The sequence below is a fragment of the Actinomadura sp. NPDC048955 genome (genome assembly GCF_040649435.1).
Classification (GTDB): Bacteria; Actinomycetota; Actinomycetes; order Streptosporangiales; family Streptosporangiaceae; genus Spirillospora; species Spirillospora luteofluorescens.
Map to the genome: position 1 here is coordinate 80,256 of NZ_JBEZJI010000025.1, position 12,148 is coordinate 92,403.

12 protein-coding genes are annotated in these 12,148 nt (G+C 72.6%); 6 read left to right on the forward strand and 6 right to left on the reverse strand.

Translation table 11 applies throughout. From position 1 onward, the window contains the following. The first annotated feature begins 102 nt into the window (after positions 1 to 102). Positions 103 to 675 (forward strand): CGNR zinc finger domain-containing protein, encoded by a 573-nt coding sequence (locus AB0C84_RS23655; RefSeq protein WP_361070004.1) that lies wholly within the window; start codon positions 103 to 105, stop codon positions 673 to 675. On the opposite strand, the gene AB0C84_RS23660 is transcribed toward AB0C84_RS23655, so the two are convergent. After that, positions 672 to 1,598: a LysR family transcriptional regulator gene (locus AB0C84_RS23660; protein ID WP_361070007.1), complete on the reverse strand. Its 927-nt coding sequence runs from the start codon at positions 1,596 to 1,598 to the stop codon at positions 672 to 674. The genes AB0C84_RS23655 and AB0C84_RS23660 overlap by 4 nt on opposite strands. 71 nt (positions 1,599 to 1,669) lie before the next feature. Between AB0C84_RS23660 and AB0C84_RS23665 the strand changes: the two genes are divergently transcribed. Both AB0C84_RS23665 and AB0C84_RS23670 read left to right on the forward strand, forming a co-directional pair. Then, the gene (locus tag AB0C84_RS23665) at positions 1,670 to 2,521 is read left to right on the forward strand and encodes a PhzF family phenazine biosynthesis isomerase (protein ID WP_361070010.1); all 852 of its coding nucleotides are present in this window, start codon (positions 1,670 to 1,672) and stop codon (positions 2,519 to 2,521) included. Between the two features lie 34 nt (positions 2,522 to 2,555). Next, positions 2,556 to 3,194, forward strand: coding sequence for a maleylpyruvate isomerase N-terminal domain-containing protein (locus AB0C84_RS23670; protein ID WP_361070013.1), 639 nt, complete (start codon positions 2,556 to 2,558; stop codon positions 3,192 to 3,194). Positions 3,195 to 3,208: 14 nt separating this feature from the next. Here AB0C84_RS23670 and AB0C84_RS23675 read toward each other — a convergent pair whose 3' ends face one another. Genes AB0C84_RS23675 through AB0C84_RS23690 form a run of 4 tightly spaced genes read right to left on the reverse strand, consistent with a single transcriptional unit; the run spans position 3,209 to position 8,620 of the window. After that, positions 3,209 to 4,291, reverse strand: coding sequence for an alanine racemase (locus tag AB0C84_RS23675; RefSeq protein WP_361070016.1), 1,083 nt, complete (start codon positions 4,289 to 4,291; stop codon positions 3,209 to 3,211). Then, complete coding sequence (locus AB0C84_RS23680; protein ID WP_361070019.1) at positions 4,288 to 5,889, reverse strand: IucA/IucC family protein; 1,602 nt, start codon at positions 5,887 to 5,889, stop codon at positions 4,288 to 4,290. The genes AB0C84_RS23675 and AB0C84_RS23680 overlap by 4 nt, the downstream gene beginning before the upstream one ends. Continuing rightward, positions 5,880 to 7,463, reverse strand: coding sequence for an IucA/IucC family protein (locus tag AB0C84_RS23685; RefSeq protein WP_361070022.1), 1,584 nt, complete (start codon positions 7,461 to 7,463; stop codon positions 5,880 to 5,882). The genes AB0C84_RS23680 and AB0C84_RS23685 overlap by 10 nt, the downstream gene beginning before the upstream one ends. Further along, positions 7,460 to 8,620 carry an ATP-grasp domain-containing protein gene (locus AB0C84_RS23690; protein WP_361070024.1) on the reverse strand — a complete coding sequence of 387 codons (1,161 nt, stop codon included), beginning with the start codon at positions 8,618 to 8,620 and terminating at the stop codon, positions 7,460 to 7,462. Before AB0C84_RS23690 ends, AB0C84_RS23685 begins: the two co-directional genes overlap by 4 nt. Before the next feature lie 137 nt (positions 8,621 to 8,757). Here AB0C84_RS23690 and AB0C84_RS23695 point away from each other — a divergent pair, with 137 nt between their 5' ends. Then, positions 8,758 to 9,366: a metal-dependent phosphohydrolase gene (locus AB0C84_RS23695; RefSeq protein WP_361070027.1), complete on the forward strand. Its 609-nt coding sequence runs from the start codon at positions 8,758 to 8,760 to the stop codon at positions 9,364 to 9,366. Here the strand turns inward: AB0C84_RS23695 and AB0C84_RS23700 are convergent. Continuing rightward, entirely contained in the window at positions 9,363 to 9,647 is a 285-nt protein-coding gene (locus AB0C84_RS23700) for a DUF4031 domain-containing protein (RefSeq protein ID WP_361070030.1), read from the reverse strand. The genes AB0C84_RS23695 and AB0C84_RS23700 overlap by 4 nt on opposite strands. A gap of 136 nt (positions 9,648 to 9,783) precedes the next feature. Between AB0C84_RS23700 and AB0C84_RS23705 the strand changes: the two genes are divergently transcribed. Further along, complete coding sequence (locus tag AB0C84_RS23705; RefSeq protein WP_258941436.1) at positions 9,784 to 11,169, forward strand: dipeptidase; 1,386 nt, start codon at positions 9,784 to 9,786, stop codon at positions 11,167 to 11,169. 20 nt (positions 11,170 to 11,189) lie between these two features. Then, positions 11,190 to 12,119, forward strand: coding sequence for an NAD(+) diphosphatase (nudC, locus tag AB0C84_RS23710; RefSeq protein ID WP_361070034.1), 930 nt, complete (start codon positions 11,190 to 11,192; stop codon positions 12,117 to 12,119). Positions 12,120 to 12,148 lie beyond the last annotated feature (29 nt).

Consider the following 12,148-nt stretch of genomic DNA (forward strand, 5'->3'; position numbering starts at 1 on the left):
GGGCTCTCGCGCCCGGCGTCAATCTAACTGGCTAACTGAAGATAAGAGGTTAGATCGTCAACGTCAACCGGCTAAGTCGCGATAGGTGGGTAGAATCGCGGTGTGCAGCCGGAAGACGGACTCCCGCAGCGGGACGCCGCGGACCCCCGTCCGCTGGTGGGGGAGCCGCTGTGCCTGGACCTGCTCAACACCCGGTGGGCCGAGGACGGCGTTCCCCGCGATCTGCTCGACTCCGCCGACGGCCTGGCCGTCTGGCTCCGGTCGGCCGGCCTGGACGGGCGCGCCGCGGCCGACCGGGCGACGCTCGACGCCGCGCTGCGGACCCGCGATGTCCTTCTGGCGCTCGTGGACGGGGGCCCGTCCCCCGAGGCGGTGGACGCGCTCAACCACGTCCTGGAACGCGGTGCCCTGCACTACCGATTCGGGTCGGGCGGCCCGGAGAACCATCCGCGAACCGACGATCCCGCGTGGCTGCCGTCATGGCTGGCCGCCGCCGACTACCTGCGCCTCGTCGCCGAAAGTCCCGACCGGGTCAAGGCCTGCGCGCACCCGAACTGCGTGCTGCACTTCCACGACACGACCAAGAACGGCACCCGGCGCTGGTGCTCCATGGCCGTCTGCGGGAACCGGGCCAAGGCAGCCCGGCACTACGAGCGCGCGAAAACCGAACGCTAGGGACGCGGTGGCGAACCGGGCGCGGCCGCCTCGCCCGGCCGGCTGATCGAGTCGATCAGGGCGGTGCGGACGGCGTGGACGGCGGGGGAGCGCCAGCGGGAGGACGGCTCGGCCAGCCAGAGGTGGTGCCGGGACAGGCCCGCGGGCGGAACCAGTTCGGCGAGCGCGCCGGCGGCGAGTTCGTCGGCGACCGTGACCGCCGGCAGGAGCGCCACGCCGAGGCCGGCCGCCGCACAGCGCTTCGCCGTTTCGATGCCGCCGAAGCGGGGCGGGTTCGCCGTGGGATCGGCGGCCGCCACCAGCGCGGCGATCTCGTCGCTGTAGGAGCAGCCTTCCTCAAGGAGCAGGACTCCGGTCGCGGCCAGTTCCGCAGGGGTCAGGGGGCGGTCCCCGGGAAGCGGCGTGGACGCCGCGGCGACGAGTGACAGGGGCTGGGGGCCGAGATCGACCAGGTCCACGCCGGACGGGTCGGGCGAGGGGTCGAGGACGAGGGCCAGGTCGGCGCGTCGGTCGGCGAGCGCGGTGAGCGCGGTCCGCGTGTCGGCGGGGAACAGCGACAGGGACACGTCCGGGAGCCGCGCCCGCAGCCGGGGCATGAGGGGCGCGAGCCAGTAGGCGCAGACGGACTCCGGCGCCCGGAGCCGCACCGGGCCGGACGGCTCGGTGGCGGCGGCGGTGACCTCGGCGAGCATCCGCTCCTGGAGGTCGAGGACGCCCCGGGCGTGCTCGGCGAGCAGCGACCCGGCGCGGGTGGGGGAGACGCCGCCGGGCCGGCGGTCGAGCAGCGGCGTCCCGGCGAGGCGCTCCAGTGCCTGGACGTGCGCGGTGACCGTGGACTGCACGAAGCCGAGCTCCGCCGCGGCGGTGGTCATGCCGCCGGTGCGCAGGACCGCCAGGAAGGTGGTGAGGAGGCGCGTGTCCATCGAATATCCCGATGCCTTCGATCAACAATCATCGTTGGACGCGATGGTAGTCGCTGGAGCAGACTTCCCGCATGAGCGACATCGCACGAGCACTCCGCTACACCGCGTTCGACGTGGACGGCGAGGGCGGCAACCCGGCCGGGGTCGTCCTGGACGCCCGGGGCCTGGACGCCGCGAGGATGCAGGAGATCGCGGCGGAGATCGGGTTCTCCGAGACGGCCTTCCTCGTGGACGAGGGAGGGGCGCCCGAGCGGTTCGCGATCCGCTACTTCAGCCCGCTGGCCGAGGTCGCCTTCTGCGGGCACGCCACGATCGCGACCGCCGTCGCGCTGGCCGAGCGCCGGGGGACGGGGCGCCTGCGGCTGGGCACCCCGGCCGGGGAGGTCGGGGTCGAGACCCGGGAGGCGGACGGCCGCGTCCTCGCCACCCTCACGAGCGTCCCGCCCACCGTCCGGGCCGTCGAGGAGACCGACCTCGCCGAGGCCCTGGACGCGCTGCGCTGGGAGGCCGGGGAACTCGACCCCGGGCTGCCGCCGCGCATCGCCAACGCCGGCAACGACCACCTGGTCCTGGCGGCGTCCACCCGCGCCCGGCTCGCCGGCCTCGACTACGACTCGGACGCGCTCGGCGGGCTCATGGCGCGCCGCGGCTGGACGACCGTCCACCTCGTCTGGCGGGAGAGCGGGACCGTCTTCCACGCGCGCGACCCGTTCCCGCCGGGCGGGGTCGTGGAGGACCCGGCGACCGGCGCCGCCGCGGCGGCCTTCGGCGGGTACCTGCGCTCGCTGGGCCTCGTCGCCCCTCCGGCCCGGATCATCGTCCGCCAGGGAGAGGACATGGGCCGTCCCAGCCGGCTGCTCGTGGACGTCCCTCCGGGGGACGCGGGCATCAGCGTGAGCGGGACCGCCGCGCCGATGAGGTGACCGGCGGTCCGGGAGCGTCCAGTAGCGTCGGGGCATGCCGCACTCGACCGCCGCCGTGACCGCAGACGATCTCGACCTCGCCGTTCGACTGGCCGTCGCCGCCTTGCGGGAGGCGCCCCCGGAGGCGTGGAGCGGGAAGGCCGGGTCGCTCGAATGGGACTGCTGGGAGACCGTCGAGCATCTCAGCGACGACCTGTTCGCCTACGCCGCCCAGATCGCGCCGAGGACGCCGCCGATGGACGGCGAGGTGCCGTTCGTCTGGGAGAGCCGGCGGCCCGGCGGGCCGGCCAACGCCGTCCACGCTGACAGGAGCGCGGGGCCCGCGGGGCTCCTGCAGGTTCTCGACGCGTGCGGCGGGATGCTGTCCGCGGTGGTCCGCCACACGCCCCCCGACGTCCGCGCGCACCACACTTTCGGCGCCTCGGACGCCGAGGGGTTCGCCGCCATGGGGATCGTCGAGACCCTCGTCCACATGCACGACCTGGCGGAGGGGCTGGGGCTGCCGTGGGAGCCGCCCGCAGACCTCTGCGCCCGCGTGCTGGGCCGTCTGTTCCCCGGCGCACCGCACGACACCGACCCTTGGCCGACCCTGCTTTGGGCCACTGGTCGCGGGGACCTGCCCGGACACCCGCGCGTCACGTCATGGCGCTGGTACGGGAGCCCTCGCGGCTGACTGCGCGGGCCCGGTCAGCGCCGGTAGTGGAAGGCCGGTTTCGGGTGCATCAGGAAATCGTGGTGGGAGATGTTCCAGGCGTAGGCGCCGGCCATGGTGAAGGCGATGACGTCCCCTGGCACGAGCGAGGGGACGAGGACGTCGCGCGCGAAGACGTCCTTCGGGGTGCAGAGCTGGCCCACCAAAGTGACCCGACGTTCCGGGCCGTTCGCGGTGAGGGCTTTGAAAGGCTGGTCGTGGCCCTTCGTCACGGGGGTTCTCAGATGGTGGGTGCCGCCTCGGAGAATGGCGTAGGTCTCGCCTCGTGTGGTTTTCACGTCCAGGACGTCGGTGACGTACCAGCCGTGGTAGGCGGTCATAGCCCGTCCCGGCTCTATGCGAATTTTCGCGGGGATGCGGCTTAGACCCGCCCCGTAGGTCTGCCAGTCGAAGCGGGATTCCGGGGCGGTGTAGTCGACCGCCATGCCGCCGCCCACATTCAGCTCGGGGTCGTCCACTCTCTGGGAGCGCAGCCAGGGGATCGCCCATTCCGCTATCTGGTGGGCCAAGCCGAGCATGACCGGTGCGTCCAGGCCGGATGCCAGATGTGCGTGGACGCCTCGGAGCGTGAGGTTCGGATATCCGGCCAAGAGGCGGACGCAATGGTCGAGGGTGTCTTCGTCCATGCCGAAGGGGCCTCCCATGGTGAGGGCGGCGTTCGGTGCGTGCACCGGGAGATTCGCGCGGAGCAGGATGTCGGCCGGGCCGAGGGCGGCTAGGCGGGCCAGTTCGTTCGGACTTTCCACGTGGATCCGGTCGGCCTTGAGCGTGCGAGACAGGGCCAGTTCGTCGGCCGTTTTCCCGGGCCCGCCGAAAGCCACGGGCATGCTGGGGAGGGTCTCGCGGACGTGGGCGAGTTCGCCGCCGGACGACACCTCCACGCCATCGACGTGAGGCGCGAGGGTCCGGAGGATCTCGGGGTCCGGATTGGCTTTGGCGGCGTAGTAGACCTCCGTTCCCGGCAGCGCTGTGCGTATGGCGCGGACGTGGGATTCGAGGCCGGGCAGGTCGTAGACGTAAGCCGGGTACCGGTCGAGGTTCAGCGCGAACTCGTTCACAACGGTCGGGGCGCCGCGAGCGGGTTGGGGACGGGGACGTAGGCCGCGCCGCGGTCGGCCGTCCGTGACCAGCGGGTGCGGAGATTCGCCTTGGCCGGCAGCGGCACACCGGCTAGGAGAGCCCTCACCTGGGGGTGACGGTCATAGGCGGCGAAGTGTTTGCGCGCCGCGTGCCAGAGGGCCTCGTCCAAGGACGGATGGAGGTCGGCCACGGCGGCGGCTATCTCGGTGAAGTGGTTGACGAGGAGGCAGTAGACGACGCGGTTCCAGCCTCTGTCGGGGGCGTAGGTGAGGCTCTCGGCCACGCGGGAGGGGAGATGCGAAAGGTCCCAATGGCCGGCGGTCAGTTTGGTGCCCTCCATGTCACGGAACACGGCGTGGACGGGCATGCCGTCAGCGTCGACACACATCAGAACGTTCTGCAGATGAGGTTCCAGGACGACGCCGTGGTCCAGATAGGCGCCCAGCACGGGCGGTGCCACATGGGCTACGTATGCGTCCCACCAGGCTTGGGCGCCGTCCGGGGACGAGAGGGCGGGCAGCCCGGCGAGGAGCTCGTTGTAGGGGTCGGCGAGAGCACCCGCAAGGAGAGGCGTTCCGGGAAGGGATCTGACGCCCTGACGCAGTATCACCCCGAGCCCCTCGTACAGGCGGCGGTCCGGGAGGGCGACGCTGCGGTAGGCGGGTTCTCTGAGGAAAGTGGCGTTCAGCTTCTCCAGGATGGGCGGCAGCAGCTCATCGAGCGTCATCGCGCCGGTCAGTTCGTACCAGGCGTTCTTGCGGACGCAGTTGGTGATGCGCACATCCAGGCTGAACTTGCAGAACACGTCGGCGTCCGGCAGGTACGCGGTCCGGACGGACGAGGTGGGCACCGCCTCCATGCCGGACGGGCCGAGATTGACCAGAGAGCCGTTCGCAAGTGCCCTCTGCAAGACCGGGTTGTCCGCAAGCAGGGAGAACTGCCACGGATGGACAGGAAGCAAACGACGTCCCGTGGGCGCCGAGGGGCCATGCGCCTCCAGAGCTGTGAACGCCTCCGCAGCCCCTTCCTCAGCTACGAACTCCGCAGGAACGGCAAGCCACAGAGGACGGAACCGAACCCTCGTCTCGGGCGCGTACGGTAGCCACTCCTCCGGCGAACCCTGGCGGGCCTTGGGAGACGGGTGGAACCGGTGCCCAGCGACAAGAGACTGCTCCGAGTCGATGTAGCGGTCTTCAACGGACTCGCCCCTGGCGGCGAGGATCGCGGTGAGCGCGGCGTGGCTGTCGCCCACCTGGACGAGGAATTCCGCGTTCGGGGAGCCGGTCGCCAACTCCAGTTCGCCCGCGACCAGGTTCGCCAGCCTGTCCCAGGGAGCCCGTATCCACTCGTCCTCGCGGCGCTCCTCGTAGGGCGGTGCCAGGCGGTGGCTCGCCCCGACGGGGGGACGGGCCAGGCCCGCGCGCAGCACGACCCCCGCGCGGGGCAGCCGGAACACGAGGCGGCCACCGTCCGGCCAGACCTGCTGCTCGGGCACGCACACCTCCCGGATCAGGCAGTTGAGCAGCGCGGTCGCGGTGGCGTCGTCGGCCGTGACGGCCGGTTCTGTCAGCAGCACGTCGTGTCCAGTAGGTAGTTGGGCCCCGGTGGGCCGTAGTGCTTGTTGATGTCGGCCGCGCCGGTCCTCGCCTTGTCGACGAGGGTCCCGGCGGTGACCATGGCCTTGCCGGGCAGCGTGCCGGCGTCGAGCGTGCGGGCGCGCAGGAACGCGTCCTGCGGCCCGAGCGCCTGGTCGAGCCGTTCGCGGATCATCCGGAGCCCGGTCCGCCAGGGGAGCAGGCCCCGCTCGGTCAGGCCCAAGGCGGGCGCCGCGGCGCAGAGGTGCAGGGTGATGGTGACGAAGACGCGGGCGAGGGCCTCGGGATCGGAGGTCGTCATCCGGCGGTCGATGAGGTCGCGAGGGTCCGTACCGGGGGAGGGCGGGACGCGGTCCCGGAGGCGGGACGGGTCTATCAGCGCGCCGTCGTTGTCCTTGATGAGGAGGCGGAGCGGAGAGTCGTCCAAGACGAGCGCGACGTTCTGCTGATGCGCCTCCAGAGCGATGCCGTACCGGAACAGCGTGACGTTCCAGGAGAGCAGCGCCGACAGGTAGGCGCCGAAGAGCGCTTCGACGTCCCAGCGTTCGATGACGTGACCCTGGTCCGGTGCCTCGGCGAGTAGGGCCGCCACAGGGACGATGTGCGCGTGCGCGGTCTCAGCAGGGAAGCGCCGGACGAGATAGCCGAGAAGCGGGTCGTCGGCATGGCCGTAGGTCTGTTCGTCGGCGAGGAGGACGGGAAGCGAGGGCTCCTCTGAGAGGACCTGGCGCAGGATTCGTTCGACGAGCGCGCCGTCCGGGAGGGTGCCGGGCATGATGGTGCGCCGGTTGCGGAGGCCGAGGGTGCTCGTCGGGAGCGGCATCTTCACGTGGTCGAGTGGTGCGGCCGCGACGGTCCGCATCGACAGAGTGGGCGTGACCTGCAAGTAGGGATCGGGCGCGAGCGAGACGCCGGGCAGAGAGTCGACCTGCCGAGCCGCCAGCGGGTGGACGGGAAACAGCGCCCCGTCGACGTCGTCCAAGCGCAGGCCCACGTCGGACGACGTAGGCCACCACCCGGGGAGCGTTCCGGTCCGCGTCGCGTTCCGCACGGCCGCCCAGCGCAGCGGGAAGGACGGCGCGAACTCGGGCGCGTAGCGGCTCAGCTCGGCCAGGGACAGCCCGGAGCGGCTCCGGCCGGCCGGATGCACGGGGTGGTCGTTGTAGGCCGCCAGCGTCTCGTAGAACGTGCCGGGGCCCGTCCGCAGCTCGGCCGGGAGGCGCCCCAGCCGCCGGTGGACGGCCGGGCGCGCGTCGTCGTGCAGCTTGATGGTCGCCAGGGCCTCACGGCACTCGCGCTCGAACGACGCCGTGTCGTCACGCGGGTCGGCCACCAGACGGACGGCATGGAAGACGTCCCTCAGCCTTAGGCCCTGCCCAGGGTCCACGACGAGCGTTGAAAGGAAGGCGGGCCGGGCTTCCACAAGACGCACGGAACGGCCCGGAAGCTCCAACGTGTTGCCCCGGACGAAGCGCCGTAGGCCCGCGTAGTCCTCCCTCAGCAACGCGTCCAGGACGCGGGCCGCCAAGGGCCCTTCGGCGTCGTCGCCGGTCACGCGATCGTCCAGTCGTGGGTCGCGCGGAACCGCGCCAGGGCGGCGTTCACTTCGTCCTGCCCTGGACCTATGGCGCGCACGGTGCCCAGGTAGTCGCGGTTGGTCCGGGTGAGGGAGACCGTGTCGCCCACCGCGCGCTGAGGGCGGTACGCCAGCCGCACCGGGCCGTCGTCCATCTGCAGGGGACCGGGCGCGGCGACGAGCGTGCCGCAGCGGTCGGCTATGACCGGCTCGGCGACGGCATGGCGCGGACGGGGGACCGGCCGCCCCGGAAGGGCCTCCCCGAGATGCACCCGCAGGATCTGCTCGAAGAGGGGCACGCCCAGCAGATCGGCCAGCAGGAAGTCGCAGTGGTCGCCGATCAGCCGGTAGTTCACCTCGATGATGCGGGCGCGCCCCTCGTGGACGACGAACTCGGTGTGGCACGCGCCGAAGCCGACGCCCAGCGCCTCCAACTGCCGCAGGACCTGCGCCGTCTCCGGGGGAGGGGGAGCCCACTCAAGGCGCTCCTCCACGAAGAACGGCGGCGGCGAGAGCGTCGTGCGGAACGACCCCAGCACCCGCAGTTCCCGCCCGTCGCCGAGCGTCTCCAGCGTGTGCAGGCGGCCCGGCAGGTACTCCTCGGCCACGAGCGGGTCGCCGCGGCGGGCCCTGATCTCCTCCACCCGGCCGGCGAGTTCCGTGGCGTCGCGGACGAGGAAAACGTCCTCGCTCGCGACCCCCTCGCGCGGCTTGAGGACGAGCGGATACGGCGCGTCCGCCGGGACCCGCGCGGCGTTCGCCGAGAAGACTGGGTCGAGGGACGCCAGATGCCGCCGCATGAGCGCCTTGTTCTTCGCGCGGGCCGCCGCCCGCCAGTCCTTGGCGGGCAGGCCGAAGTACGCGGCGGCCAAGGCGGCGGGCGCCTGGAGGAAGTCGCTGTTGGAGAAGACGGCCGCGGGGTCGCCCCCGCCGCACGCGGCGGCGTCCCCGACGCGCGCGATGATGTCGCGGAAGTCGGAGACGTCGCACTCGACCACCGGCACGCCGGCGTCGTGGGCGGCGGGGCGGTCGGTGAGGAGCGTGACGTCGAGGCCCAGGCGCGCGGCGGCGGGCAGGAACCCGTGCGTCACCGAGTCGGTCGCCTTGCCGGCGACCAGGTAGAGAGAGGCGGCCACGACCGGCCCTTCCAGTGAGTGAGGTAAGCCTTGCCTAACTCGCAGTGATCAACAATAGTGGCCGGGGCGCCCTCCGCACGCAAGAACGATGGCACCGCGTGTCCCGGCCCGTCCCGCGATCGGCCAGGATGGGCCCCATGGATCTTGTCGACCGGTGGGCGGCGCTGGCGGGGCCCCACACCCGGCACATCGGGACCGAGCTCGACCGGCGCTACGGGGAGCCGCACCGCCGCTACCACACCCGCGCGCACCTGACCGCGGTGCTCGACCTCGTGGACGAGCTGGCCGGGCACGCCGAGGACGCCGACGCCGTCCGGATGGCCGCCTGGTTCCACGACGCCGTCTACGACCCCGAGCGCGCCGACAACGAGGAGCGCAGCGCCCGCCTGGCCGCGCGCATGCTCGCCGACACCGACCTCCCGGAGGCGGCCGTCGCGCGGGTCGTCCGGCTCGTCGAGCTGACCGCCACGCACGCGCCGGAGGAGGGCGACCGCGACGGGCAGGTCCTCTGCGACGCCGACCTCGCCGTCCTCGGCGCGGAGCCCGAGGACTACGCCGCCTACGCGGCCGCCGTCCGCGAGGAGTACGCGTTCGTCCCCGACGAGCTCTTCCGCGCCGGACGGGCCGAGGTCCTGAGCGGCCTCCTGGCCCTGCCCCGCCTCTTCCACACGCCCGCCGCACGCGAACGCTTCGAGGAGCGCGCCCGCGCCAACATGCGGACGGAGCTCCTCCTTCTCAACGCCTAACCGCCGAGCCGGACCGTCCGGGGCCGGTACGCCTTGCGGCGCCGCAGGCCCGCCTCGGTCAGCCGCGAGAGCAACTCCTGGCAGCCCACCGCCTCGGCGCCCTGGAGCAGCGCCGCCCGGTAGAGCTCGGACGGGACGTCGTAATGGTCGCGCTCGAACGCCCTGGGCGGCATGCCCAGTTCCGCGGCGAAGACGTGCAGTTCCTCGTAGGACACGTCACTGACCATGTGCGACCACACGCGGCCCCGCGCGGGCCACAGCGGCGGGTCGATGAGGATCAAGGCCACTCCCGCGATCGAGGCAAGGGGATCCCTTACTGTGAGTGTCCGTCTCGGGGAACCCGAGGGGTCGGGACGTCTGGAGATCCCAGACAGAGGTCACTCAGCCCGACATTACGACATGCGAAGGGGCATGCAGGTGAACGACGTAGTCGCCTACATCCAGGCGGACCGCGACCGGTTCGTCGCCGACCTCAAGGAGTGGCTGGCGATCCCGTCCATCTCCGGGGACCCGGCGCACGCCGAGGATGTGCGCACCTCCGCCCGATGGCTCGCCGAGTACCTGCGCGGGCAGGGATTCCCCACCGTCGAGGTCTGGGAGACCCCCGGCCTGCCGGCGGTGTTCGCCGAATGGCCCGCCGAGGACCCGCAGGCCCCGACGGTCGTCGTCTACGGCCACCACGACGTCCAGCCGGTCGAGCCGCTGGAGGAGTGGGAGACCGACCCGTTCAAGCCCGTCGAGAAGGGCGACCGGCTCGTCGGGCGCGGCGCGTCCGACGACAAGGGCCAGGTCTTCTTCCACACCCTCGGCATCCGCGCGGCGCTCGCCGCGTCCGGGCGGCAGGCCCCGCCCGTCACCGTCAAGCTGCTGGTCGAGGGCGAGGAGGAGTCCGGCTCGGTGCACTTCGCCGAGCTGCTGCGCACCCACCGCGACCGCCTCGCCTGCGACGCCGTCGTCATCAGCGACACCACCATGTGGGCGGCGGACGTGCCGTCGATGTGCACCGGCATGCGCGGCCTCGCCGAGGCCGAGGTCACCCTGCGCGGCCCGGACGGCGACCTGCACTCCGGCTCGTTCGGCGGCGCCGTCCCCAACCCGCTCCACGCGATGGCCTCGCTGCTCGCCGCCCTGCATGACGAAGACGGCCGCGTCGCCGTCCCCGGCTTCTACGACGACGTCGTCCCGCTGAGCGACGAGGAGCGGGAGCTGTTCGCCCGGCTGCCGTTCGACGAGGCCGAGTGGCTGCGCACCGCGGGGAACAGCCGCGCCGCCCACGGCGAGAAGGGCTACACGACCCTCGAACGCGTCTGGGCCCGGCCGACCGCCGAGATCAACGGCATGTGGGGCGGGCACACCGGCCCGGGCGGCAAGACGATCGTCCCCCGCGAGGCGCACGCCAAGATCTCGTTCCGGCTCGTCGCCGGGCAGGACCCCCGCACGGTCCAGGAGCAGTTCAGGGCGTGGGTCGCCGAGCGGACGCCGGCCGGCGTGCAGGCCGAGGTCCGCGTCCCGGGCAACGGCGTCCGGCCGTGCTTCTCGCCGATCGACTCGCCCGGCGTGAAGGCCGCGCGGCGCGCCATGGAGCGCGCGTTCGACACCGAGGTGCTGTTCACCCGCGAGGGAGGCAGCGGCCCCGAGGCCGACCTCGCCGACATCCTGGACGCGCCGCTGATCTTCGTCGCGGTCGGGCTGGACGGCGACCGCATCCACGCCCCCAACGAGAAGGTCGAGATCCCGCTGCTGCTCAAGGGCGCCGAGACCGCCGCGTACCTGTGGGAAGAACTCGCGGCCGCGCTGCGCTGAACACGCCGGAGAGGAGCACGATGACCGACGCCCAGGAGATGCCGCACGCCCCGCTGGAGTGGCTCGCGCTCGCGCGGGGCACGCTCGACCGCGTCGCGCTGAACCGCCGCGACGAGGCCTGGCTGGACGAGGCGTGGGCGGATCCCGGAACGCGCGTGCTGGTCATCCAGGAGGGGCGGTCGCTCGTCACCTTCGAGCCCGCCCCGGCACTCGTCCTCGTCCGGCCGGACCAGGCGCCGGACGGCGACCGGTGGCTCCTCGGCGTCGACGGCGGCGGCGTCGCCCACTTCGGGGTGAGCGGCCCCCTTCCGGTCATCGAGGGGGCGGAGCCGGCCGGGCTCCGCCGGGTCGGCGCCCTCCTCGGCGACCAGGACTCCGGCCTGCTCACCCACGCCGTCGCCCTGGAGCACTGGCACGCCACGCACCGGTTCTGCCCGCGGTGCGGCGCCGGGACGCGGGTGGCGTCCGCCGGGCACGTGCGCGTCTGCCCCGAGGACGGCTCGCAGCACTTCCCGCGCGTCGACCCCGCCGTGATCATGCTGGTGACGGACGAGTCGGACCGCGTGCTGCTGGCCCGCGGCCCGCAGTGGCCCGCCGACCGCCGCTCGATCCTCGCCGGGTTCGTCGAACCGGGCGAGTCCCTCGAACAGGCCGTCGCGCGGGAGGTGCAGGAGGAGGTCGGGCTGCCCGTCCGGGACGTGCGCTACCTCGGCAGCCAGCCGTGGCCGCTGCCGCAGAGCCTCATGCTCGGGTTCACCGCGCGGACCGACGGGGACCTCCCGCTGCGTCCCGACCCCGAGGAGATCCTGGACGCCGCCTGGTACACGCGCGACGAGCTGGGCGCCGCCATCGACGCGGGCGAGATCGTCGCGCCGGGCCCGCTGTCCATCGCCGCCCAGCTCATCATGCGCTGGTACGGCGGCGAACTCCCCAACATGCCGCCGTTCTAAGGGACCGTACACGCGAAGAGGCCCGCCGA

Excerpts from the sequence above, each read along its gene's own strand:
- nudC (WP_361070034.1), top strand. The coding sequence starts at position 11,190 with ATGACCGACGCCCAGGAGATGCCGCACGCCCCGCTGGAGTGGCTCGCG.
- AB0C84_RS23660 (WP_361070007.1), bottom strand. The coding sequence starts at position 1,598 with ATGGACACGCGCCTCCTCACCACCTTCCTGGCGGTCCTGCGCACCGGC.
- AB0C84_RS23665 (WP_361070010.1), top strand. The coding sequence starts at position 1,670 with ATGAGCGACATCGCACGAGCACTCCGCTACACCGCGTTCGACGTGGAC.
- AB0C84_RS23695 (WP_361070027.1), top strand. The coding sequence starts at position 8,758 with ATGGATCTTGTCGACCGGTGGGCGGCGCTGGCGGGGCCCCACACCCGG.
- AB0C84_RS23670 (WP_361070013.1), top strand. The coding sequence starts at position 2,556 with ATGCCGCACTCGACCGCCGCCGTGACCGCAGACGATCTCGACCTCGCC.